Raw genomic sequence first — 23,855 nt, 5'->3', positions numbered from 1 at the left:
CAGCATATGCTGGAGAAAAGACAAGATAAGATCAAAAGACTTATCAGGCAGCGACAATCGCATTTTACTGTCATATTAGAGAATGTAAGGGATCCACATAATATTGGTGCAGTCATGCGGACTTGTGATGCAGTAGGTATTCGTGAAATTTTTCTAATCTATAGCCACGCCGAAGAACATCAACAATTCATATTGGGCAAAAGAGCATCTTCAGGTGCCAGAAAGTGGGTTGAAGTATATGAATTTGATGATATCAAAACAGGGATGGATTATGTCCGCAGCAAAGGATATGAGAAAATATGGGCGACTAAAATTTTGCCCGGCAGTAAAGGATTATATGAAATTGACTTTACGGAGAAAATAGCGCTCTTGTTTGGAAACGAACATTTTGGTGTAAGCGATGAAGCACTGTCTTATGTAGATGGCAATTTTATTATACCTCAGGTAGGAATGGTTCAAAGCCTGAATATATCGGTAGCCTGTGCCGTCACTTTGTACGAAGGGTATCGCCAGCGAAAATTAAAGGGATATTATGATGAGCCTACACTGTCATCTCAAGAACAGGAAGAACTCTTTGACCACTATGCTCAGAGAGAACTTTTAAGGATAAAAGGCAAAAACTCCATCAAAATTCAAAAAGGCTAGCCTAATTCTATGGTATCTGATTCTTTGGCTAGTTTGGCTTCAAACGGAAGATCCTCAGGCACATATATTTTATGCATCTCCTGTAACCTTTGATCAGAGTGCATGGGATCGTGGTGAAAAAAATACAACTTTTTTACTTTGGCTTCACGTGCAAACTGAATCGTCTGCGGAAATGAACTATGTCCCCAACCTACTTTTTCAAGGTATTGATTATGATCGTATTGAGCATCATGGATCAGCACATCCGCTTGATGAGCTAAATCAAATCCGGAGGTCCAATCATGCGTTTTGGGTGTATCTCCGGTGCCTAGTGAGACTTCATGATCCGGTATATAGGTGACCGTATGTTTTTCATCGTTGATTCGATATCCGAGAGTAGGCCCGGGATGACAAACAAAAGCGGATTCAATCTCAAGGTGACCTATTTTTAAACTTCTTCGAGGCATTGCGAAAAACTGTAATTCGGCTTTAAAATCCCTAATCCGGACAGGAAAAAGAGGTGGAGAAAGATATTTGGTGAGGGTCATGATCAATTCATCCGAATTGGAGGCTGGCCCGTAAATGTTGATTTTGTTTTTGGGATTAAAAAACGGTGTGAAAAAACCCAGCCCCTGAATATGATCAAAATGCATATGGGTGAGTAAAATATGAAATTCATGGAAAAATTTGATATAATTGCTATCCGCAAGAATCTTGACTCCTGAACCGGCGTCAAGGATGACCATGACACCATCATCGACTATAGTCACACAGGAGGTATTGCCACCAAAAGTCTGGGTATCATTATTAAAAGTTGGGATGGAGCCACGGGTACCCCAAAATCGTATGGTCATGGTTATCGTTGGATCAGGTTAAAATAAATGATGGCCCCTAACTCCCTTTGAGCGAGCCCGACCAGAGGTATACAAATAACAAGGAGTTTTTGTTCTATTTCTTCAAAATTGCGCATCCAGTATTCGCCTTGCATGATACTCCTGCTACTTAATACTTTTACAAAAGGCAGGTCGAGTATTTTGATGGTCAGGCCATGTTGCTCGTCTTCGTAAAACCTGTCGTCCCAGTCCCGGGATTCAATTTCACCGGATTCATTAAATTTTCTTCCCAGTAAAAATTCTGCAGATTCATTGTAATAAATCATTTTGCCGTCGTGATCCACTAAGGCGATGGGGGTAGACAGATATTCTGATAATTGGCGGGCTAATATAAATTCAACATTTTGGGCAGGCATCTTTATAGGCTTTATCTCACCTCCAAATTAGGATATTTTTACTAAAACGCGTTTATTAAAATTGATCAATATTAGTATTTGAAGGCGTAAAATGTGCTTTGGCGATCTCATCTGTCCGGGTACCTCCTCATTGCCTGATGTTCCAGGAGATTACTTTGAGCTTCATTTAATTCAAGGCTTAAATGAGGGAAGCAAGTGACTGCAATAGGAGGTTGATATGATCAGTATGTTGGTCTGGCTTTAGATCTTTGTAATTCTGGAAAGCAATATTGGCAGCTTTGAGGTCTTCGATTTCCAAAAAGGCAAGACCAAGATTAAAATAGACATCTGCAAAATTAGGAGCAATTTGAATAACCAATTGGAAATGTAAAATAGCGAGTCTAAACTGTCCAAGTGAAAAGTAGGCATTGGCCAGGTTAAAATGAGACTCAAAATGTCTTGGATCTTCTATCAAGGCCTTGGTAAAAAAATCTAAGGCCTCCACCATTTTCTGTTTATGAGCTGCGATCACTCCGAGATTGCACAAGGAGGGAGCCGTATTTTCATTGTTTTCTATTGAGCGGAGATAATAATCTTCCGCAGTAGGGTCATTACGCAGATCAAGCTTGAGAGCGAAATCAAAGACATTTTCAGATAGGGGCAGGGTATTGTTTTCGATCGATGGAATAGGGGGGGCAAATAGATTTAGCTGTCCAGCAGGCCCAGTGCTCATAAGATCATCAGCACGAATAAAATCTATAGGCTGAAAGCGTCGCTTTTGATAAGGAATGATCTTTGCCACAATGTGAAATTATAAAAATTTCAATCAACAAATTAGCGAAAAAGTTAATTCGTTTTTTTAAACAACAGTTACAATGGAAGATTTATTTACAGCCCATATCTGACCTCGACAAAGGGTCATTATTAGGGAAACAATTTCCTGACATAATCCGTACCGAAGCATAACGCTGCAAGTTCGAATCAAAAAGACCATTAGCCAAGAAGTCTGTCAATTGATCTATCTCGGTTTCAGTCAAGCCAAGTGGTCGTATTAATTCCGAAATTCTGTTTGGGCTTACATTTGGGTTTTCTGGAATGCCTTTATTAAAGTATTCGACTACTTCTCTAAGTGAATTTTTACTGGCACCATGGAAATAAAACCCGACATCCTTAAGATTATACAATTGAGGTACTTTAAATTTAAACATATCTTCATCACGGTAAGTAAAACCACCTCTGCCTAGATTCCTTTTATCATTGGCATTTGTAGCGAATGGTGTATTCTCAGATTGGTACAAATCTTTTACACCAATGGCCTGGAATTCCATTGAATTAAACGAAGGGCTTTTATGGCAATTGACACAGCCGGCTTTACCAAAAAACAACATTGCACCATTCATTTGATTGGTGGTCAATGCAAGATCATCGCCTTTGAGCCATTTTTGGAACGGAGCCTGATTGGTCAATACAGTCCTGAAATACGCTGCTATCGCTAATCCTCCAGTTTCTCTGGAATATCTTTTGGCTACAGGAAATTCTGGAAAGGCTGCGTCAAATAAAGGAGTGTATCCTAGTCTGTCCATCGTAGGTTTGTCTACTACCTGTCTATGCACGATCAGTGCTCTTTGATTATTAGCTTCCAGACCTTCGAAAATCTTTGTGTTTATTTCAATAAGTGTATCTTGCTTCCATACAGATTCCGTGCCAATATTGACACCGGTGCTACCAAAAGAACCTGCCCACAATGCATTGGTCACATAAGTAAGATTAATGGTAGGGAGTGGTCTGGCACCTTGAGCATCAACTTCATTCCCATCATAAAGATCAATCTTTTTTCTTCCTTCACCAGATTTACCAAATCCGATGGCACCATCAGCAATCCCCTGGAATCTGCCGGCGGTAAATCCAACGGATGGAATATGGCAACTACTACATGAATAAGTATTTAAGGAGATGTCATGCTTAGCTCCTAATGCAAGACCAGTCTCAAAAAATAAAAGCTGGCCGAGGGCTACTTTAGATTCTGTGACCGGATTTTTTTTGTCCTGGTTGGGTAAATGATGAAGATCATAACTCTCTGGCATCACAAAATAACTTAGGTCGTTGGTAGGACTGTGAGAGGCCACTAAAGTCTTTAAATCTTGCTCTAATACAGTATCAGGTTTAACTTCATGCTCACATGAAATAAAAACAAAAAATACAAATACAAGCAAAAGGGTAGAACAAAACTTCATAGGCTATATTGCTTTGTGCCGTAAATTTAGGATTATTTACGACTTCAAGGCAGGTTTGCCAATTATTTTTTTTTAATTAATTTGCTAAAAATCTGTCGTTTAGGCTGATTTTTTCTTTTTTGCGGCTGTGGTTGATTCTTCTTGTTCACCGGTAGCTTTGACCATAGGTTTGATGTCCGCTTTGGCCTGATTGATGCTTTCCTTCAGGGCGGTCATGATATCTACGATTGGGGTTTCTTCTTCTTTGACTGAGACGATTTCTTTGCCGGCTATCTTGGCCTGAATGATCTCCATCAACGATTCGAAGTAACGATCTTTCAACTCCAGGTCGCCAAATGACTTAGACATGGTCTCTACCAGCACATTGGCCAATTTTAGCTGAGCTTCGTCAATCTGGGCATTTCCTTCCAACTGAGGGACAGATTCGATATTTCGCAATTCATTGGGATATCGTAGCATATACATCATCAGTCCAGGACCGCTGGGCGCAATCAGTACCACTTCTTCTTTTTCCCTTAGTACGACTCTGCCTACTGCCAATCTGTTAGACTGGTCGAGACAAGATTTCAGCAGGGCATATGCTTTAGTGGCCACCTCTCCATCAGGACCTGCAAAATAGGGAGTATCAAATAATGCAGGATGGACTTCAGATTTATCCACAAAGGCTTCAATATCAATGATTTTTGTGCTTTTAAGCCTGATTTTTTCCAGATCTGCAGACTCCATCAGGACATATTGATCCGGAGCATACTCGTATCCTTTGACGATATCTTCTGATTTTACACTCTCACCACAAGATTTACATTTCTTATCATAGCCGATTGGGCTCATATCTTTTTTGTGCAACTGCCTGAAGCTCACTGATTGAGAGGTTTCGATTGCATTGTATAATCTTATCGGTATAGTCACCAATGAAAACCTGATATGACCTTTCCAAACTGATCTCATAAGCTTAAAATTTTGCTGATCAAAGAGGGAAGTATACAAATATCGTTCCAAGGTGGCCTGATTTTAATCCAGGTCTGGCCTGAACTGCACAAACACAGGTTCACGAAGTGTCTCATTTGGTGTAATGGAAGCGTATTGTATCTCGCAGTGGCGCTCTGGCTTTAACCAAACAGTATTTTTTTCTTCTTCCATTTGTATTTCTACCTGTTTGGAGCTGGTTACAATAGGGTCTAATACATTTTTTCTAATCTCCAGGAGCATGGCTTCGTCGAATCCGGACCCAACCCTCCCTCGATAAGTGTAAGTGCCATCTTCCCCCTTTGATACAAGTTGCAGCGAGCCAAAATGTTTTTCACGATCACCTTTACCGTAGGTATACCCTACTATAAGGCATTCCATGGTGGTTCTGAATTTTATTTTTAGCCAATCAGAACTTCTCTTGCCGGGTGTATAAATACTGTCTTTTCTTTTTGCCATCACGCCTTCTAATTTCAATTGTTCTGCCGCCTTCCACAATTTAGGGCCGTCTGTAAAAACATCGCTTGATCTAAAGACAGTTTTGGACTTGATGATATCTTTTATCCATTCTTGCCGCCTCATCAATGGTTCTCTGAGCAAATGCCTGCCATCCAGGTACATAATATCAAAAATGTAACAAAAGGCAGGCTTAGATTTCCTGACGGTATCGATGGCAAAGCTTCCAGCATGCATTCTTGAGATCACATCTTTAAACACAGGTATTCCTTTGGCATCAAGACATACTATCTCCGCATCTAAGATTGCCACCGTGACATTGAGATTATCCCTGGCTTTGACCATCTCTGGAAATTGAGCAGTGATGTCTCTGCCGGACCTGGACAAAATTTTGATTCCTTCTTCGTCAATGTACAAAATCACCCTGATGCCATCCCATTTGACCTCATAAAGATATTGGTCTGAAGAGGCCGGTATTTCACTGGCAGCAGTAGCGAGCATTGGTTCTATAAGTGTCTTTCTATCCCATTGGCTACGATCTACACGCTCTAGCAACCATTCTTTGCCTTTGGTATTGTGCATTCTGAATTCACCCTCCAATTCTGCACTATACAATCTAAAATAAAAGCCATCTTTTTTGGGTTTGGTGATTTCAAAACGACCCTGGGCAAATATCCACATGGGGCCTCCGCCATATTCACCTTTCGGTATGACCCCTTCAAAATGTAGGTATTGGATGGGATGTGGTTCGGTTTCGACTGCCATTCTTTTGATACCTGGTTGATCCGGCATTCCACGTGGTACGGCCCAGCATCGCAATACTCCATCTATTTGCAAGCGAAGATCATAATGAAGTCGTGATGCATGATGTCGATGGATCACGAAGGCGTTAGGCGTGTTGTACTCATTTGGCAATTCTCCTTTAGGCTCAGGACTTACTTCGAAATCTCTTTTCTCCTGGTAGGAAGCTAATTGCTCTGGACTTTTATGTTTGATTCCTTCAGGATTGGCTGGAATAGTCTTTTTAGGGGTCAGCTTGCGAAAAGGATGGAGCTCGGTTGCTTTGCTATAAAATCCATCCCAGGCGTCACCTTGTTGTTTTACCAGGTCTACGACATTGTGAATATTAAATTGTTTACCACTTTCTATTTTAGCTAAAGATTTCCACTCAAAAGGCATGGATACTGGAGCTGTTGGTTTGCCTCGAAGGGAATAGGGTGCAATGATGGTCTGAGAAGCATGATTGCGTTGGATATCGATAAATATTTTTTCCGTTCTTTGGTTTTTGCGGATATTGAGTGTACAGGTGTCTTTATGAGCGGCCACAAATTCTTCTACGATTTTTTTTAAAATTTCGATGACGATTTCATATTCATGGGAGGGATCGATAGGCACAAATAGATGCAATCCTTTGTTGCCACTCGTTTTCACGAAAGGTGTATATCCCAGGAGTTCCAAAAACTCTTTTAAGGATAGGGCTATAGTCTTGGTTTGATCCCACCATCCTTCTTCGGGCGGATCGAGGTCAAAAACCAGCACATCCGGTTTGGTGAAATTGGGTCGACGGCAATTGGCGATGTGCAATTCTAATCCAGCCAGGTTGGCGATCCACACCAGTGTAGCTTCTTCATCAGCGATGATATAATGTTTGGTTTCTTCTTTTCCCAAGGGCACGCTATCTATCCATTCAGGCGTCCAGTCTGGTTTGTTTTTTTGATAAAATACTTCTCCTTCTATACCATCAGGATATCTGATGAGGCTCAGTGGGCGTCCTTTGATATATTTTAGAATGGTTGGCGCAATTTGCAGATAATATTGAATAACCTCTGCTTTGAGAATACCTTCTTTTTTGTAAATACTTTTTTCAAGATTGCTGAGTTTTAGCAATCTCTTGCCGATCTGTGCGTTGTGAAATGTCGATTTAGCCATTAGATATTAAACCCGGGAGCTCACAAAAGGATAAAATTACATAGAACCATTCTAAAATAATCTCATTTTGCAAATCCACCTGTTCAAATAGCACTTAACGACCGGATGCAGGGTTAATGAAGTATTACATCATCTGATACTTATCCTAAAAAATCAGCTATCAGCTTGAGGTATCAAGTTCAGGTGAATATGGGCATAAATATGAATTCGCATTCCAGCCGATACAAACCAGGTGATTTTGATAAGCTGACCCGGCTTATACTCCAATTATTAAAACCTTATTATTTGTGGATGTTGGTGATTGTAGCAGCGATGCTGACAGAAACGGTGATGGGTTTAGCAGCCCCCTGGCCTTTAAAGATCATCATCGATAATGTCATCGGAGGCCGGGCTTTGCCCGAATGGTTGACATGGGCTCAGAATATATCCCTCGGATCAACGGCCCTATCACTCGCTCTCCTGTCTGGTATAGCCTTGGTTATGTTGACCGTTCTCGATGGATTGGCTGCCTACCTGGATAATTATTTTACAGAGAGGGTGGCACAAAATATTGCCAGTGATCTTCGACGCAAGATATACCATCATCTGCATCGGTTATCCCTGGCTTTTTACGACACCCACCAGATAGGAAAATTGGTAAGTACGATTATGGAAGATGTGAACACGTTCCAGGTTTTTATTTCTTCTACATTGGTGACCATATTGATCGACGCACTGAGTATTGTGGGCATGTTCTCATTGATGTTTTATCTTAAATGGGATTTTGCATTGATAGCAATGAGTGTGGCCCCCTTTCTGTTGATATTTGTCATTCGATTCAAAAGTGTAGTGAAGACAGTGACTCATGAAGTACGCGCAGATCAGGCAGAGATGTTAACGATCATTCAAGAGGGATTGGAATCGATGAAAGCAGTAAATGCTTTCGGAAGGGAAGAATTAGAAGAAAATAAACTCCAGCAAATTAGTTTAGACACATTGCAGGCTGCTCTTAAAGCCAGAAAGCTTAAGTCAGTTATCTCTCCGGTCTTCACCTTAGCCGTGTCCGTGTGCACTGCTTTTGTTCTTTGGAGAGGAGCCACCCTTGTCATCTCGGATGTAATGAGCATAGGTGCCCTGACCGTGTTTTTAGCCTATCTCAATAAATTTTTTAATCCTGTTAAAGACCTGGCAAAAATGACTGTAAATATCGCTCAAGCGATAGTGGCTTTAGAGCGAATACAACAGATCCTGGATGCGGATATGATAATTCCCGAAAAGCCTAATGCTATAAACCCAGCTACTCTTACTGGTGATATCGAATTTCATCACGTATATTTTTCTTATAATCAGGACAAGCCTGTTTTAAAGGATATCAACCTCCATATTCACCCAGGTCAGAAGATCGGCATCTGCGGCCCTACCGGCAGTGGCAAGTCCACTCTGATCCATCTTATCCCAAGATTATACGAAGCTACCTCCGGTCGAATCAACATCGATGACAGGGATATTACCGATTACACCCTGCATGGGTTACGGAGTCACATCTCACTGGTGTTGCAGGAGACCTTGATTTTTTATGGTACTATTCGGGACAATATAGCTTATGGCAAACCGGATGCGACAGAATATGAAATCGTAGAAGCGTCTAAAATCGCTCAGTTGCATGAATTCATTTCAAGTTTACCTCGAGGTTACCAAACCTTTGTTGGCGAAAGAGGTATTACCTTGTCAGGTGGTGAGCGACGAAGAATAGGAATAGCCAGGGCGATCTTGCGCAACACGCCTATACTACTTTTGGACGAACCAACTGCATCTCTGGATATAGAATCTGAAATGAAGGTCTGCAAGGCGCTCGATAAGCTGAAGATGGACCGAACGGTGATCACTATTTCGCATAAACTGTATACAATCGTTAACTCAGACCATATATTTGTCCTTAAGGACGGTCGAGTAGTAGAGGAAGGAACACACGAAACTTTACAGACACAAGGAGGTGTGTATGCAGACTTGATTCGATTGAATGAGGTGGAATACGGTGAAAACCAACCTTGAGCCGTCCAAGTGTCAGTCAAAACAAGGTATCCTCTTATGACTATTCTAAACCAAAATATTTTTATTTCTTTATGCCCAAAATGAATACCTATGAAAATTGGCCTTCTATCAGATACCCATTCTTTTTTGGATCCATCCTTATTGGAATTATTTGAAGACAGGGACGAGATATGGCATGGGGGAGATTTTGGATCCCAGGAAGTTATCGATCAACTTAAGGCATTCAAGCCGCTGCGAGGAGTGTTTGGAAACATAGATTCCCAAGAGATCCAACGACAGTTTCCACTGGATCTATACTGGAATATCGGAGCTTTCAAAGTATATATGACTCATATAGCAGGATATCCGGGCAAGTACGCGGCCAGGGTAAAAAAACAATTTTTGGCCAACCCGGTAGATCTGTTTATTTGTGGGCATTCGCATATCCTCAAGATCATCAAAGATCCTATCTACAACCACCTGCACATCAATCCTGGAGCCTGTGGGCACGAAGGATTTCACGCTGTACGCACAGCTACGAGGTTTGAAATCAAAGACCATAAACTGATAGATCTGGAAATCATCGAATTGGGACCAAGAGGTAGCCTGAGCTAATCATAAATAAATGATTGGATGCCCATCAATGTCTAACTTTGCTATCCATGTCTATCGATCCTACAGAAGAAGCTCCCACCCTTGAAAATGATGACTTACAAGAAGAACTCATCATCACTATTGATAAAAAACAATCGCCGGTGCGGATTGACAGTTTTCTTACTGAAAAAATTAAAAATGTGTCCAGGACCAGAATTCAAAATGGTCTTAGAGCTGGGTCCATCACCGTAGATGGCAAAGCTGTCAAGCCCAATTATAAAGTCATGCCACTGAATGCAATCAAAGTAATATTGCCTCATCATGAAAACTATGATATCGTCGCCGAAGATATTCCATTGGATATCATCTATGAAGACGAAGACTTGCTCGTGGTCAACAAACCTTCAGGTATGGTCGTGCATCCGGCCATAGGCAATCCACGAGGCACTTTATTAAATGCACTTTCATTTTATCTTGATTTTAGCCCCGATAGCAGCACAAAATCGAGTCCGAATTTTGAAAGATTGGGTCTGGTGCATCGAATAGATAAAGAGACTTCAGGATTATTGGTTATAGCTAAAAATGAATATGCCTTGTCGCATTTGGCCCGGCAGTTTTATGATCATACTACATCGAGAGAATATGTAGCCCTGGTATGGGGATCGCCAGAAGACGATGCAGGATCGGTAGACCTACCTATTGGCAGACATCCCCGCCACCGTCAGTTGTATACAACCTTTCCTGAACGGGATGCGGGAAAACATGCGGTGACTCATTGGGAGTTGATGGAGCGTATGTATTATGTCTCGCTGATAAAATGTAAGTTGGAGACAGGTCGTACGCATCAGATCAGGGTACATATGCAGTCACTGGGTCATCCTGTTTTTAATGACGAAAGATATGGGGGCAATAGAATAGTAAAAGGCACCGTCTACTCAAAGTATAAACAATTTGTGGACAATGTGTTTGCCGGTTTCCCAAGACATGCACTGCATGCCAGGACCCTTGGATTTGTGCATCCGACTACAGGCAAAGCGCTATCATTTGATTCTCCTCTACCAGCAGAAATGGAGGAGGTAGTACAGAAATGGCGTCATTATGTCGAACATCAGAAACTATTAAAAACATGAATTTAACTGATCGGATAAGGGCATGTGCCCAACTGGGACAAAAATTAATCACAGATCTTCCATTACAGCTGGATCTGTTACAAAAAGTCAAGAATGAAAATATATGGTTTGACCAGGAGCAAGTCCTATTCGCCGTTCAAAATATAGTTGAAGGTTTTCTCACAGAAGACTTGCTTTCCTCATGGATACAGCCCTATCATTTAAAAGATGGACAGCCCAAAAGGATCGGTATCATCATGGCTGGCAACTTGCCTTTGGTAGGATTTCATGATGTCTTGTCCGTGTTCATGGCCGGACATTACAGTAAAATCAAGCTTTCTCATAAAGACAGCCTCCTCTGGCCTTATGTGATTGGGCTTCTAAGTCAAATAGATGTTCGCACCGGACCTTTTTTTGAACTGGTCGAAAAGTTGAATGATATAGATGCACTGATCGCTACTGGCAGTGATAATTCTGCCCGTTATTTTCACTATTATTTTGCACATCATCCTCATATCATTAGGAATAACAGGGTAGGGGTGGCAGTGATTACTGGCAGAGAATCTGACTATGACCTTCTGATGCTGGGGCAAGATGTATTTCAGTATTATGGTCTTGGGTGTAGAAATGTGTCCTCCTTAATGGTGCCGGAGGGATATGACATCACCAGACTATGTAAATCATGGGACCAATATGCCGCTGCCAGGGATAATCGAGCATACTCCAATAATTACGATTACAATATGGCGATCTACATGATGAATAAAGTACCTTTTTTAGTCAATGATGCTATTTTGTTTGTAGAAAGTGAGGAGATAGTATCCCGACTGGCTGTGATCCACTATACCTATTATAAGGACCTGTCAGAAGTGATCACCAGGTATGAGAGCAACAAAGATAAGATCCAGGTGATGGTGTGTCATGAGCCCCTGCCTGGTGTGCCGATTTTGTCACCGGGTCAGGCACAATGCCCTTCCCTGGAGGATTATGCGGATCAGGTTGATACCCTACAATTTCTTCAAAGGCTATGACCCGAAAAGAAAAAGCGGTTCGGATATTGGATATCCTGGAAGATTTGTTTCCCAAAGTGGAAGTGCCTTTGCAGCACAAAGATCCCTACACCTTGATGATAGCGGTGCTGCTCTCTGCGCAGTGCACCGATCTCAGGGTAAACCAGGTGACGCCACAATTATTTGCTCTGGCTGACAATCCGAAGGATATGGCTAAACTTACCCCGGGCCAAATCGAAAAAATAATCAAGCCCTGTGGACTGGGGCCAGCCAAATCAAAAGCAATTTATGCTACTTCTAAAATACTCCTGGAAAAATTCAATGGTGAGGTGCCCGCTGATTTGGCAGCACTCGAAACTCTGCCAGGTGTGGGTCATAAGACTGCTTCAGTCGTGATGTGTCAGGCATTTAATATTCCTGCGTTTCCTGTAGATACTCATATCCATCGGTTGGCGTACCGATGGGGTCTCAGTGATGGCTCCAGCGTAAAACGTACTGAAGAAGATTTGAAAAAATTGATTCCGCAATCCCGTTGGATCAAGTGCCATCTTCAAATCATCTTGTTTGGAAGAAAATATTGCCCGGCCCGTGGGCATGTGCAGGAGAAGTGTCCGATTTGTTCGGTTTATGGGTTGAAGAATAGGATGTGATTTTTACCATAGCGATAGTGTAGTTACATCCATAAAAATACCTATCAATATATGTACTTAGTCGCCTAAGGTTAAGTTTAATAATCTGTTTAGAAGATTAGAAAGGCAAGCCCAAAGAAAGATTAAACTGCAGGTCGTTGAGTTTTCTGAAAGTAGGGGTGTGGGTGCCATTTTCCTGAAGGTAAGGCGTGCGCAATTTTAAACCAGCATCAAACCGGATCAAAAAATAACCAAAATCCAAACGAATACCGGCTCCTGAACTCAGATACACTTGAGAAAGAAATTTGGATGACAGCTCACCACCTTCGAGCAAAGGATCTTTTTTCAATAACCAAACATTGCCTCCATCAAATAAAAATGCCCCTTTTAAAACGGAAAAGATATCAAATCTATACTCAGAACCGAATTCGAGCTTAAAATTGCCGGTTTGGTAAAAACTAAAACGATTATTTTGGATATCATTTTTGACGATACCTGGACCAATTTCCCGAATAGCCCAGCCCCGGATACTGTTGGGGCCACCAACATAAAACTGCCTGATAAAAGGTATACTGTTGTCTGAGGATCCAAAGGGTAGGGCTATACCCGTGGCAAGACGAAAGCCAAATTGATCTGTGCCAGACAATCTCCAAGTAAATCGGCCATCGATGTCCAATCTACCAAACCTGGAGACTTTGGGTAACACTGGATTTTTAGTAAATATACTGACCAATCCGGTCTCTATGCCGGAGGACTCAAAACTGAGTAATACTCTTGAAAAATTTTGATTGGCATACTGATTATTAATGTCCATGGTGATCTCTTTGAGCACCAATCCTGCGAGGAGCCTGTCTTCAAAACTTTTTTTGAGAAATTCAGGGGCTACCTTAAGAAATCCTGCTGACAGATCATAATTGAGATAATCAAAGCCTACAGGATTAAAGCGGTAAAATATCCTGTTGTCTTTGGTAAATTCATAACCAAAACTAATCTTGGATTCCCGCTGGACAGAAGGTTCAGTAATCCCCTCAAATGAATTAAAAAACAAGTCATAGACATTAGCGACATTGATGCGTGTACGAGAACCATTTTTTATATCTGAATATAATTTATCTGAGATTAATCTGGCTTGTCGTGCCATCCTTACAAACCCAATTTCCAAAAAACGAGGCAAAGCCAGGCTCAGCTGTGTATTGAGTCCTCTTGGTATCAGCAGTTGCCCTTCGACCAACTGGAATCCAATATTAGGAATCACAGAGGCTGTAAATTGCTCTCCACCTTTGAAGAGGTTTCTATGTCTATATTGCAATGCCAGTCTGAGATCCAGGAGCTTGTTACCCCCCACTTGGGTTTTGTTAGTGACATAGCTGGTCTCCAGATCGACCTGCACGTATTTTTTTTTGACAGCCGGCATGTATAGATTGATCGCCAGGCTGTCTGAGGCAGTCACTTCAGGAATAATGCTGACACTTCTATATATACCGAGATTCTGAAAAGTGTTGCGGGTACGTTGCAATGCGCTGAGATTAAATAATTCTCCTTGCCGGATATCTATGTATTTCTCAAAAATAGCAGGCTTCAGTATGGGGTTTCTGCTGCCAGAAGCATAGTGAATATTATTTATCACCGTATCAAATTGGGCGGCTGGATCGGTCAGACGATCATATGAATATACATTGATCTGTGAGATATGGTATTGTTTAAAATCGTTCTGTCCTTCTAAAGGTGACACAGTGCATTTAAGGTCGATAGATTGATGAGTCGAGTCGGAATAATAGTAGTCAAAACTGGATTTGCTGATTTGGTAATAACCTGCGTCTTGAAGGGCCTGAATGATTTTTGCCTGATCGGGGATAAGCACCTGCTCGTCAAGGGCATTACCTACGGCCAAACTGAGTTCAGATTGGATAGAATCAAGGATATGTTGTATGATGGCATTGTCTGAAATATATTCAATACTGCTAACCCTCAGTGGTACACCAGGAGCTACTGTATAAACGACACTAGCTTTTTTGTCATTTTGCTTTACTTTGTAGGTTACTTCCCCTTGGTAATAACCCGAAGCATTGAGATGTTTTATCAGATCTTCTTTGGTTTGCTCAGCCCCTTCGGGAGTATACCACATCGGTTTTTCGGAAAGTTTTTTGAGTACAAATCGATCCCACCAAGAGGTATCCTGCGGATCGGAGTGTTTAAAATAAACATTTAAATACCCTTTACCTAGACCATATCTGGGTTTGGGTACCACATATTTAATCCGGTCTCGATCAAGCTGGCGCCGGGTGAGCTCTGATTTTTTGAGCTTGACCTGGTTATTGATCAATAAGACTTTATCATCCGGTATAAATTTATTGATAGCACAGCCTGATGAAAGTACGAGAAACAAGAGGATGGCAGCAAGTGGTATATATTGGTTTATCTGTTTGATATAGTTATTTTTACCTTTAATGATTTCCCAAAGTAATGCAAAATTAATACGTTCGCTCAGCCACAAAAAGTATCGAAACAAATACAATTTTTTTATAGCTGAAGGAAGAAAAACGGTACTGGACATGTTGAAGGCAGGTTTTGACAAAATCTATACGATCTATGTGTCCGAGGAAATTTTAAACGAACATATTAATTTACTTACAAAGGTAAAAGATAAGTTAGTCCTGATAGGAACAAAAGATTTTGAGCAGATTTCTAACCTGGAATCTATCCCGGATATCATACTCATAGGTCATATTTCGGCTAAACCATCACCAGATCCCAGTTTGCTTCATTCAGGAATTCATCTATACCTCGACCAGATACAAGACCCAGGCAATATGGGCACTATCCTCCGTACTGCAGAATGGTTTAATGTCAAGTCAATAGGCATCAGTGAAGGATGTGCCGATATCTACCATCCAAAAGTCATTCAGTCCTCCATGGGAAGCTTTATCCGGGTCCATACCTGGTATGGCGAACTTTCAATGCCAAACTTGATACCTGGCATTCCAATCATTGGGGCTGATTTGAGTGGCACCTCATTATATACGGTTAAGCTGCCCGCTCATGGTGTCCTGGTCATTGGCAATGAAGGGCAGGGCATTTCAGCTCCAATCAGAGCCCTGATCACCAGTAGTATCAAAATACCTGCATATTCAACAAATATAGAATCGCTCAATGCGGCCAATGCGACGGCAATTGTCCTTTCAGAATGGCGTCGACAATTAAGGGGCTGATGGGGAAAGTCGTTTCAAAACTTTGATTAAATATAAAAGCACGGAAAATTTATTATGAATTCTTCCGTGCTTCTAATTATGTGGAGTGGATATTAAAAAGCGTGTCGCTGAATACCACTATGACTCATTCATCACTCTCTCCTGATGGTCTATCGACTCTTCGTGAATAGCACTAAGGATTTTGCTGATGAACTCTTCGCCAAGGCCTAATTTTTTTCCTTGGTCCTGGGTCTTTTCGATGATTTCATTCCATCGGCCAGATTGAAGAATACTGATATTATTGAGTTTTTTAAACATACCAATTTTGTCAGCCAGTTTCATTCTTTCGCCAAGCATATTGAGCAATTCTGCATCGACCACATCTATCTGATGACGGATATCTTCGATATTGTCCAAAAACTTTGGATCGGTAGATTGTTCGTCGCGCACTACTAGTCGACCCAGAATGTTTTTGAGGCCTTCGCCAGTGACTTGTTGGGCAGCATCACTCCAGGCAACATCAGGATTGCAATGGGTCTCTATCATCAGCCCATCATAATTGAGGTCGAGCGCTTTTTGAGCTACTTCCCACAGACCCGGTCTGTTGCCACAGATATGGCTGGCATCACAGATAATGAAAAGGTCAGGATATTGCCTGATCAATTCTATAGGGATCTCCCAGCGCGGAGTGTTTCGATAGATCGATTTGCCAAAAGCTGAAAACCCTCGATGGATGACACCTAACCGGGTGATTCCTGCTTTTTTCAGGCGTTCCAAAGCTCCGATCCATAAGGACATATCAGGGTTGATCGGATTTTTAATCAGGACAGGGATATCTACTCCCACCAGGGCATCAGCAATCTCCTGAACTGAAAAAGGATTGACAGTGGTACGAGCACCTACCCACAGTACATCGACTCCTGCTTTGAGGGCATCAAACACATGCTGCGTATTGGCTACTTCTGTGGCAGTCTTCCAGCCATATTCTTCTTTGACTTTTTTGAGCCAGGAAAGACCCGGACGGCCAATGCCTTCAAAACTTCCAGGTCTGGTACGTGGTTTCCAAATACCTGCTCTGAATAGGTCGGGTATGATCCCCTGAGCATGAATTTGAGCCGCTGTGGCCAATACTTGCTCCTCTGTCTCAGCACTGCAAGGTCCTGCGATGAGGTATGGCCTTTTAAATCCGGATTCTACGAATGGCCGTGTGGATAATGTTGCTGTTTCCATAATTTAAATGTAAAATTAATGAGATGATAGTTATTTCAATTTTTTAATATTTTTTTGATCTGATTGGCTTCTTCTATTAGGGATCTGAAGGTTTTAAAATCCTTTTTGATCAATAGACTTCTGAATCTGGAGAGGGTATTAATGTGTTCGTCGAGTACATCCAGGACATTGTCTTTATTTTGCTCAAAGATGGGGATCCACATATCAGGATTACTTTTTGCCAGCCTCACGGTGGAGCTAAAACCACCACTGGCTAATTCAAATATGGCATTTTCGTCTTTCTCTTTGGCCAAAACAGTCAGTGCCAAGGCAAAAGAACTGATATGGGATATATGCGATACATAGGCTACATGTACATCGTGTGACTTGGCATCGAGATACACGAGTTTGACACCTATCGCAGTAAGTAAAGACTCCAGTTGGCTTACTTTGGCCGGATCACTGTCTTTAATATCTATAAGTACACAGGTTTTTCCAAAAAACAAATCAGCTTCGGCTGCTTCGGGACCTGAAAATTCTGTACCGGCCATCGGGTGGGTAGCTATGAAGTTTTTTCTATTAGGATGATGCTCGATGGTTTTTAAGATTGCTTCTTTAGTCGAACCAACATCAATAACGGTTTGATGTGTCACCAGGTCCAATACCTGGGGCAATAAATGCTGAATGACATTAACCGGCACAGCTACTACGATCAGATCTGATACATTTATAGCCTCAGCCATCGGCATAGCCTGATCAATAATTTTTAATTGAAGTGCCTGATCGAGGTGACTGGCATTGAGATCTACACCAATCACCGTTCCGATGAGTCCTGTTTTTTTGGAAGCCAATGCAAAAGAGCCGCCTATATGTCCTACTCCGATCACGGTCATCGTCTTCATACTTTTTATTACGATTGTTTGTGTTGTGATTCAATTCTATTATAAGCCTGGTCAAAAATGTCCGTCGTAGTACATAAAGATATTCTCACGTAGTGTAATCCATTTTTACCAAAGATGCCACCGGGAGTAATAAATACGTGGTGGTCCGCGAGGATACGATCACTCAGTTCATAACCATCTTTGATATTATCAGGAACCTTAGCCCATAGAAACATACCTTTTTGATCTGCCTGGTAAGTACAACCAAGAAAGTCCAAAATGCGACAGGCATGCCGTTTACGCTCATAATAGATCAGATTGAGCTGTTGATACCAATCATCACCCAATTGTAAAGCTTTGACGGCAGCCATCTGCATAGGTAAAAACATGCCACTATCCATATTGCTTTTAAACCGCAGGATGTAGTCGATCCAGGTCTTATTGGTAGCGACCATGCCAACTCTCCACCCAGCCATATTCTGGGCCTTACTCATTGAGTTGAGTTCTATGGCCTGGTCTTTGGCGCCTTCGATCGATAAGAGGGAGATATAGTCCTCATTGAGTACAAAACTGTATGGATTGTCATTACACAGAATGATATTTTTTTGTCTGGCCCAGGCCAATAATTTTTCGAGAAAAGGTTTATCTGCAGATTGGCCCGTAGGCATATGTGGATAATTGATCCACATCATTTTGTATTCACCGGGTTGTACATGGGCCAGGTCATCCAGATCTAATCGCCATTCTTTGTCAGGTGACAGATCGTAATATATAGGTGTGGCACCTGCCAGTTTGATGGCGGCACTATAAGTCGGATAACCAGGGTCAGGCACCAATACTTTATCGCCAGGATTGAGAAACGCCATGCAGATGTGCATGATACCTTCTTTGGATCCAATCAGAGGTAGTATCTCCGAGTCTGGATTTAGCTCAGTATGGAAATATTTTTTGTAAAAATCGGCCATGGCTTTGCGTAACTCAGGTCTGCCTTGATAACTCTGATAGCCATGAGCATCGGGCTTATGAGCCCAGGTATTCAAAGTCTCGATCACCTCAGGGTGTGGTGGCAGATCCGGAGACCCTATACCCAGGTTGATAATCTCAGCCCCTTGCGCGCGCATCTGCGCGATCTGCTTGAGTTTGGTCGAAAAATAGTATTCTTCGACGGTAGCGATTCTATGAGAAGGTTCAATGATCATAGTGTTTTCCTTTTGGGTATAGGCCTAAGATTTTAACTTCGTGGGACAAGGATCTTACACTGTCTATGGCTTCGTTGAGATGCTTTTGATCTTCCCCTACCAGGTCTATCCAAAAAGCATACTCAAAAGGTTTGCCTAAGATGGGGATAGATTGGATTTTAGTGAGATTAGCTTTGCGAATCGCCAGTTCGGACAGGACTTTGTGAAGGCTACCGAACTGATCCAGTACTGTCAGAATGATGGATGCTTTGTTAGAACCAGGCTCAGGAGCAGCTTTAGATTTTTTCTCGAGGATTAAAAAACGGGTAAAGTTTTTCTTGTTGGTTTCTATAGCTGGGGCCAAAATATCGAGGCCATACAAATCTGCTGCAAGTGAGCTTCCTATAGCCCCTTTGGTTTTGATTCTTTTTTCTTTCACTTCACGGACACTTAAGGCTGTATCGACACTTTCGATAAGTTTGATATGAGGATAGGCTTTGAAATACGCTCTGCATTGTTCGATAGCAATGGGATGGGAATAGACTTCTTTTAAATCTTCTACACGTGTTCCAGGCCAGCCTATCAGGTTTTGTTTGATGCGCAGGTAGACTTCTCCATCTATAAATATATTGGACCTATTGAGTAGATTAAAATTGGGCATCAACATGCCATATATTGTATTTTCAATCGCCATGGCACCAAAATGTACCTCACGATGCTTGACCATGTCGACGACTTTGTCAAAGGTGTCTATTTCCATCACTTCGATGTCATGGTCTCCAAAGTATTTTCGCACAGCGATGTCATGAAAAGCACCTTTATATCCCTGTATAGCAACTCTCAGCACGCCGTTGAGTGGAGAGGGCTGAGGTTTCTTCGTATCCGTATTTTCTTTACTCATAAAGTATTAGTCAATGCATAAAAAAAATGAAGGGAGCCTCGATTTTTCAAGGACTCCCTTCAGTTTATTTCTTTTGATGGTATCAGATCAAACTTTGGTCATCCTACTATGTATAAAATAGTAGCTAAAATAAAAACCAAAATAAGATTGTTTCATCACGGGCACAAATATAGAAGATTTGTTGAAATTAGTTTCGCTAGTGAAATATTTTTATTTATAATATACGAATATTGGAAATAACAAAAAGGCAGGAGTGATGTAAATGGTGGACAAACCGTAATTACAAGGGTAGGACATCTACTTCCACTTTTATTTTTTGGTCACCTGCACCAAAATAAATGCCTTTTACAGGAGCGATGTCACTATAATCCCTGCCAAAGCCGGTCCTGATATGTCGGTCAGTCGGAATCAAATTATTGGTTGGATCAAATTCTATCCATCCCATATCCGGGATATAGACTGCCAGCCAGGCATGAGAAGCATCAGTACCCTGGAGTTTTTCTTTGCCTGGAGGCGGTTTGGTTTCGAGATACCCGCTCACGTATTTGGCAGCCAGCCCCAAGCTCCTGAGACATGCTATAGCCAGATGAGTAAAGTCCTGGCAAACACCTTTTTTCTCCCGGAGAATAGTCTCTATCGGTGTATTTATCGTGGAGAATCCGGATTTAAACTCAAATTCAGTGAAAATTTTCTGGCACAAGCTTCTGGCGCCTTCATACAATGTAACATCAGTGGGAAAGCAGGAATGGGCAAATGCGATAACATCTTCGTTCCATTGGGTGAATCTTGAAGGAAGCATAAATTGGAGCAATTCTATTCTTAATGCAGTATCCTGCTGGAACAAACCTTTGGCATCAAGATAGGAAATGGAATTGATCAACAAGGGGGGCATAGAGATGACCTCCACCTCACTAATAGAGGTCACTTCCAGTTTTTTATGCGCTTCATGCAATGAAAAATAATGTTTAGTGTTTCCAAAATAATCCGACCTGGATGTAATCGAGTTGGGAATAGGATTGACCAGCAATTGAAAAGAATGGCAGATTTGATTTTTTAAATTGAGGGGCTGAAGGCAAAACACACCATGGTAATTGTCTACGGGGTGATCATAAGTGTAAGTAGTAAGGTGTTTTAATTTATATCGCATCTGTCTCTGAGATATCCTCCGACTCCATGGAAGTATGGTGAAAAGTAGAATGATTAAAATACTGACTAGTCAGTTGATTTGTAACAGCAGATATAAGACTATAAACTTTTGAGAGCAATTTATCCAGGGCTGGCCTGTACTCAGAGATCTCTTCGTATTGGATCAATAAGTCAATGTCAGATAATTTGATCAAGGTATTGGCTTCGAGTACATTTTTCTCCGCCTTACTGAGCCCGTATTCATCTTTGTTTTTAGGCAGCTTGGAGAGGCAATCAGCTAACATGTCCAATTGATAAGAAAGGGTGAATGGCAAGTGACTATCGAGCAATATCATTCTGAGGCTCGTAGAAAGACTGAGATGGGATTTATAGAGATTTCGATAGTGGGCTATAAGATGATGATTTTCTAAGACCACTTCTACTAATTCATGCTCAGCGGCATCTGATTGTTTGAAGCTAAATGAAGATCTGATGACAGATATCAAGCCCTGGATCCTTTCGATGTAAATTCCTGTCTCCAGCAAATAAAAACCATGATCTCTCAAAAAAGTGGATGATATATTGCCATAAAAAGCCAGTAATCGAATATTTAGTTTTTCAAGACTGTGAGTCAATTTATTCATATTGGCAGGGTTTGCTCTCAGAAGATACTGAAGCGTATCTCTCAGCAAAGCAATGATCCTGCTGGAATCGTTATTCCATTTATCACTCACCACATGGATGGTTTCGATCAACGACCTCAAATCATAACTAACAGAGCCGGATCTTCGCTGATCGGTGATCAATGAAAAAATTTCATTAAAAGGTTGGAGTTGTATCTCTGAATCTTCATCTGTAAAACCCGGGTAAGTATTGGACAGGTGAGTAACTGCTTTTAAAATAAGGGTGATATATTCTGATTGATGCTCTGATTGATAATTTGCATTATTAAGCCGATCTATGACTATCCGTAGAAAATTGGTAAAAGCTAACGTACGTTCATACAATCTACCAACCCAAAACAAATTTTCAGCAGTCCTGCTCGGTAACGCGTGGATTTGTTCTTTGATAAGCGATGTCTTCGACACACTGTGATCCAAAACGGAAGATGCCTGGTCAGTCACCACCCAGGTATCTTTTGACAGACCACCCAATTGATTGGAGATGACAAATTTGTCTTGCACCGGTGAGCTTCGGGTAAGTCCTCCTTGCATTACCTTATAATCCTGACCATCAAATACTGCATACGAACGCAAAGCAGCCAGTCGCGGCACTATTTTGCCATCAATAAGGGAAGGGGTAGTGGATAGACTGACTTCTTCCTGAGCCACATACTCGGTTGGATGCTGACGAAGCATAGAGGCTAATTTTGAAAGCTCATCTTTTGAAAGTGTACGACCGTAAATGGATTTAAATCCTTTTTTTCTATTAACTTTTTTGATAATCAGCCGGTGCAGGTTGGCAACGACGAAGTCTAATTCTTTTTCCTGACCACACCACCAGGTCGCTATCGAATTCATCAATAATGGCTCGTTAAGGAAGTGCTTGCATGCATTTTCCATAAACGCCAGCAAACCGTGATTTTCCAATACCCCTGCACCAATAGGATTGATCACAGATACTTTGCCGGACCTCACCACCTGGAGCAAGCCGGGAATACCCAACAGCGAGTCTTCTCTGAGCTCCAGTGGGTCACACCAGGCATCATCCACTCTTCTTATGATGACATCCACCCGGGAGAGTTTTTCAATGGTTTTAAGCCAAACATATCCATCCCGCACAAGGAGATCTGATCCTTGCACCAGGGTATATCCCAGGTAAGTAGACAAATATACGTGCTCAAAATAAGTTTCATTGCCAGGACCAGGAGTCAGGAAGACAGTATGAGCATTTTCACTGGCAGGCCCCTCAAAATTACTGATGGAGTGTTGTAATTGATTGAAAAACGGGGCCAGACTTTGCTTAAACGTATTGGCATGAATATCTGGAAATATCTGACTAATCACCGTTCTATTTTCCAAAGTGTACCCTGTGCCTGAAGGTGACGAAGTACGGTTGTCTAATAACCACATATTATGATCAGGTCCTCGAGCCATATCACAACCATACAGCGAAAGTCTGGGAGATTGTTTCGCATTTTTATTAAAACAAGGCAGCAAATAGCCCGCATTGTCAAATACCAATTCCGGAGGGATAATCGAGTTTTTGACCAATGATTGTGGTCCATAAATGTCCTTTAAAATCAAATCAAGCAAGTGTGCCCTTTGGATGATGGCTGCTTCAATTTTATGCCATTCCTGTTGGTGAACCAGAAAAGGGATTGGATCCAGTTTCCAGGGTCGGTTCATGCCATTTTCAGCATCATATACATTGTAGGTGACGCCGTTTTCTTTGAGCTTTTCGACGATCTCCTGGTTTCGAAGGCCAAGTTCCTGGAGTCCAATGAGGTCTAACTTATCAAAATACGATTTCCAATATGGTTTTACATCACCGTTTTGATCGATGACTTCGTCATAAGTTGAAAGATTGGCTACATAATCAGTGAGCAATCGGGTCGATATTTTTTCTGCAAATTGGATAGCTG

20 protein-coding genes are annotated in these 23,855 nt (G+C 41.6%); 7 read left to right on the top strand and 13 right to left on the bottom strand.

Features of this window, described 5'->3' with window-relative positions; all coding sequences use genetic code 11:
- Nucleotides 1–6 precede the first annotated feature (6 nt).
- Nucleotides 7–645, top strand: a complete 639-nt coding sequence (locus IPJ09_04285; GenBank protein MBK7370652.1) for an RNA methyltransferase — start codon at nt 7–9, stop codon at nt 643–645.
- Here the strand turns inward: IPJ09_04285 and IPJ09_04280 are convergent.
- The 6 genes from IPJ09_04280 to ligD form a co-directional block, all read right to left on the bottom strand.
- On the bottom strand, nt 642–1,478 hold the full coding sequence (locus IPJ09_04280; protein ID MBK7370651.1) for an MBL fold metallo-hydrolase: 837 nt from the start codon (nt 1,476–1,478) through the stop codon (nt 642–644). The genes IPJ09_04285 and IPJ09_04280 overlap by 4 nt on opposite strands.
- A 2-nt stretch (nt 1,479–1,480) precedes the next feature.
- Nucleotides 1,481–1,873 carry a PAS domain-containing protein gene (locus tag IPJ09_04275; GenBank protein MBK7370650.1) on the bottom strand — a complete coding sequence of 131 codons (393 nt, stop codon included), beginning with the start codon at nt 1,871–1,873 and terminating at the stop codon, nt 1,481–1,483.
- 178 nt (nt 1,874–2,051) lie between these two features.
- Nucleotides 2,052–2,654, bottom strand: a complete 603-nt coding sequence (locus tag IPJ09_04270) for a tetratricopeptide repeat protein (GenBank protein MBK7370649.1) — start codon at nt 2,652–2,654, stop codon at nt 2,052–2,054.
- A gap of 82 nt (nt 2,655–2,736) precedes the next feature.
- On the bottom strand, nt 2,737–4,086 hold the full coding sequence (locus tag IPJ09_04265) for a hypothetical protein (GenBank protein MBK7370648.1): 1,350 nt from the start codon (nt 4,084–4,086) through the stop codon (nt 2,737–2,739).
- Between the two features lie 99 nt (nt 4,087–4,185).
- Nucleotides 4,186–5,034: a Ku protein gene (locus IPJ09_04260; GenBank protein MBK7370647.1), complete on the bottom strand. Its 849-nt coding sequence runs from the start codon at nt 5,032–5,034 to the stop codon at nt 4,186–4,188.
- Nucleotides 5,035–5,097: 63 nt separating this feature from the next.
- Complete coding sequence (gene ligD / locus IPJ09_04255) at nt 5,098–7,437, bottom strand: non-homologous end-joining DNA ligase (protein MBK7370646.1); 2,340 nt, start codon at nt 7,435–7,437, stop codon at nt 5,098–5,100.
- 201 nt (nt 7,438–7,638) lie between these two features.
- On the opposite strand from ligD, the gene IPJ09_04250 reads away from it, so the two are divergent.
- The 5 genes from IPJ09_04250 to nth all read left to right on the top strand — a co-directional run bounded on the left by IPJ09_04250 (nt 7,639) and on the right by nth (nt 12,810).
- On the top strand, nt 7,639–9,468 hold the full coding sequence (locus tag IPJ09_04250; GenBank protein MBK7370645.1) for an ABC transporter ATP-binding protein: 1,830 nt from the start codon (nt 7,639–7,641) through the stop codon (nt 9,466–9,468).
- Between the two features lie 90 nt (nt 9,469–9,558).
- On the top strand, nt 9,559–10,062 hold the full coding sequence (locus tag IPJ09_04245; protein MBK7370644.1) for a metallophosphoesterase family protein: 504 nt from the start codon (nt 9,559–9,561) through the stop codon (nt 10,060–10,062).
- Nucleotides 10,063–10,109: 47 nt separating this feature from the next.
- Nucleotides 10,110–11,171: an RluA family pseudouridine synthase gene (locus IPJ09_04240; GenBank protein MBK7370643.1), complete on the top strand. Its 1,062-nt coding sequence runs from the start codon at nt 10,110–10,112 to the stop codon at nt 11,169–11,171.
- On the top strand, nt 11,168–12,181 hold the full coding sequence (locus IPJ09_04235; protein ID MBK7370642.1) for an acyl-CoA reductase: 1,014 nt from the start codon (nt 11,168–11,170) through the stop codon (nt 12,179–12,181). The genes IPJ09_04240 and IPJ09_04235 overlap by 4 nt, the downstream gene beginning before the upstream one ends.
- Entirely contained in the window at nt 12,178–12,810 is a 633-nt protein-coding gene (gene nth / locus IPJ09_04230; GenBank protein ID MBK7370641.1) for an endonuclease III, read from the top strand. The genes IPJ09_04235 and nth overlap by 4 nt, the downstream gene beginning before the upstream one ends.
- 97 nt (nt 12,811–12,907) lie before the next feature.
- Here the strand turns inward: nth and IPJ09_04225 are convergent, their stop codons facing one another.
- Nucleotides 12,908–15,343, bottom strand: coding sequence for a BamA/TamA family outer membrane protein (locus tag IPJ09_04225; GenBank protein ID MBK7370640.1), 2,436 nt, complete (start codon nt 15,341–15,343; stop codon nt 12,908–12,910).
- On the opposite strand from IPJ09_04225, the gene IPJ09_04220 reads away from it, so the two are divergent.
- A complete protein-coding gene (locus IPJ09_04220; GenBank protein MBK7370639.1) occupies nt 15,342–15,998 on the top strand; it encodes an RNA methyltransferase in 657 nt (218 codons plus the stop codon). The two genes, IPJ09_04225 and IPJ09_04220, sit on opposite strands and share 2 nt — an antisense overlap.
- Before the next feature lie 117 nt (nt 15,999–16,115).
- Here the strand turns inward: IPJ09_04220 and IPJ09_04215 are convergent, their stop codons facing one another.
- From IPJ09_04215 to IPJ09_04190, 6 genes are all read right to left on the bottom strand, one after another.
- A complete protein-coding gene (locus IPJ09_04215) occupies nt 16,116–17,207 on the bottom strand; it encodes a bifunctional 3-deoxy-7-phosphoheptulonate synthase/chorismate mutase type II (GenBank protein MBK7370638.1) in 1,092 nt (363 codons plus the stop codon).
- Between the two features lie 35 nt (nt 17,208–17,242).
- Nucleotides 17,243–18,088 (bottom strand): prephenate dehydrogenase, encoded by an 846-nt coding sequence (locus IPJ09_04210; protein MBK7370637.1) that lies wholly within the window; start codon nt 18,086–18,088, stop codon nt 17,243–17,245.
- Between the two features lie 8 nt (nt 18,089–18,096).
- Nucleotides 18,097–19,266, bottom strand: a complete 1,170-nt coding sequence (locus tag IPJ09_04205) for an aminotransferase class I/II-fold pyridoxal phosphate-dependent enzyme (protein ID MBK7370636.1) — start codon at nt 19,264–19,266, stop codon at nt 18,097–18,099.
- The gene (locus IPJ09_04200) at nt 19,256–20,146 is read right to left on the bottom strand and encodes a prephenate dehydratase (protein ID MBK7370635.1); all 891 of its coding nucleotides are present in this window, start codon (nt 20,144–20,146) and stop codon (nt 19,256–19,258) included. The genes IPJ09_04205 and IPJ09_04200 overlap by 11 nt, the downstream gene beginning before the upstream one ends.
- Before the next feature lie 280 nt (nt 20,147–20,426).
- Entirely contained in the window at nt 20,427–21,293 is an 867-nt protein-coding gene (locus tag IPJ09_04195; GenBank protein ID MBK7370634.1) for a transglutaminase family protein, read from the bottom strand.
- Complete coding sequence (locus IPJ09_04190; protein MBK7370633.1) at nt 21,283–23,850, bottom strand: circularly permuted type 2 ATP-grasp protein; 2,568 nt, start codon at nt 23,848–23,850, stop codon at nt 21,283–21,285. The genes IPJ09_04195 and IPJ09_04190 overlap by 11 nt, the downstream gene beginning before the upstream one ends.
- Nucleotides 23,851–23,855 lie beyond the last annotated feature (5 nt).

The sequence above is a fragment of the Saprospiraceae bacterium genome (genome assembly GCA_016709995.1).
Lineage (GTDB): Bacteria > Bacteroidota > Bacteroidia > Chitinophagales > Saprospiraceae > JADJLQ01.
Note: the sequence above shows the minus strand (reverse complement) of the source record. Positions and strands in the feature narration are given on the sequence as shown.

Coding starts and splice junctions, on each gene's coding strand:
- nth (MBK7370641.1), top strand. CDS start 12,178: ATGACCCGAAAAGAAAAAGCGGTTCGGATATTGGATATCCTGGAAGAT.
- IPJ09_04240 (MBK7370643.1), top strand. CDS start 10,110: ATGTCTATCGATCCTACAGAAGAAGCTCCCACCCTTGAAAATGATGAC.
- IPJ09_04245 (MBK7370644.1), top strand. CDS start 9,559: ATGAAAATTGGCCTTCTATCAGATACCCATTCTTTTTTGGATCCATCC.
- IPJ09_04285 (MBK7370652.1), top strand. CDS start 7: ATGCTGGAGAAAAGACAAGATAAGATCAAAAGACTTATCAGGCAGCGA.
- IPJ09_04195 (MBK7370634.1), bottom strand. CDS start 21,293: ATGCGATATAAATTAAAACACCTTACTACTTACACTTATGATCACCCC.
- IPJ09_04260 (MBK7370647.1), bottom strand. CDS start 5,034: ATGAGATCAGTTTGGAAAGGTCATATCAGGTTTTCATTGGTGACTATA.
- IPJ09_04220 (MBK7370639.1), top strand. CDS start 15,342: ATGTTGAAGGCAGGTTTTGACAAAATCTATACGATCTATGTGTCCGAG.
- IPJ09_04235 (MBK7370642.1), top strand. CDS start 11,168: ATGAATTTAACTGATCGGATAAGGGCATGTGCCCAACTGGGACAAAAA.
- IPJ09_04265 (MBK7370648.1), bottom strand. CDS start 4,086: ATGAAGTTTTGTTCTACCCTTTTGCTTGTATTTGTATTTTTTGTTTTT.
- IPJ09_04275 (MBK7370650.1), bottom strand. CDS start 1,873: ATGCCTGCCCAAAATGTTGAATTTATATTAGCCCGCCAATTATCAGAA.
- IPJ09_04210 (MBK7370637.1), bottom strand. CDS start 18,088: ATGAAGACGATGACCGTGATCGGAGTAGGACATATAGGCGGCTCTTTT.
- IPJ09_04225 (MBK7370640.1), bottom strand. CDS start 15,343: ATGTCCAGTACCGTTTTTCTTCCTTCAGCTATAAAAAAATTGTATTTG.
- IPJ09_04280 (MBK7370651.1), bottom strand. CDS start 1,478: ATGACCATACGATTTTGGGGTACCCGTGGCTCCATCCCAACTTTTAAT.
- IPJ09_04205 (MBK7370636.1), bottom strand. CDS start 19,266: ATGATCATTGAACCTTCTCATAGAATCGCTACCGTCGAAGAATACTAT.
- ligD (MBK7370646.1), bottom strand. CDS start 7,437: ATGGCTAAATCGACATTTCACAACGCACAGATCGGCAAGAGATTGCTA.
- IPJ09_04200 (MBK7370635.1), bottom strand. CDS start 20,146: ATGAGTAAAGAAAATACGGATACGAAGAAACCTCAGCCCTCTCCACTC.
- IPJ09_04250 (MBK7370645.1), top strand. CDS start 7,639: ATGAATTCGCATTCCAGCCGATACAAACCAGGTGATTTTGATAAGCTG.
- IPJ09_04215 (MBK7370638.1), bottom strand. CDS start 17,207: ATGGAAACAGCAACATTATCCACACGGCCATTCGTAGAATCCGGATTT.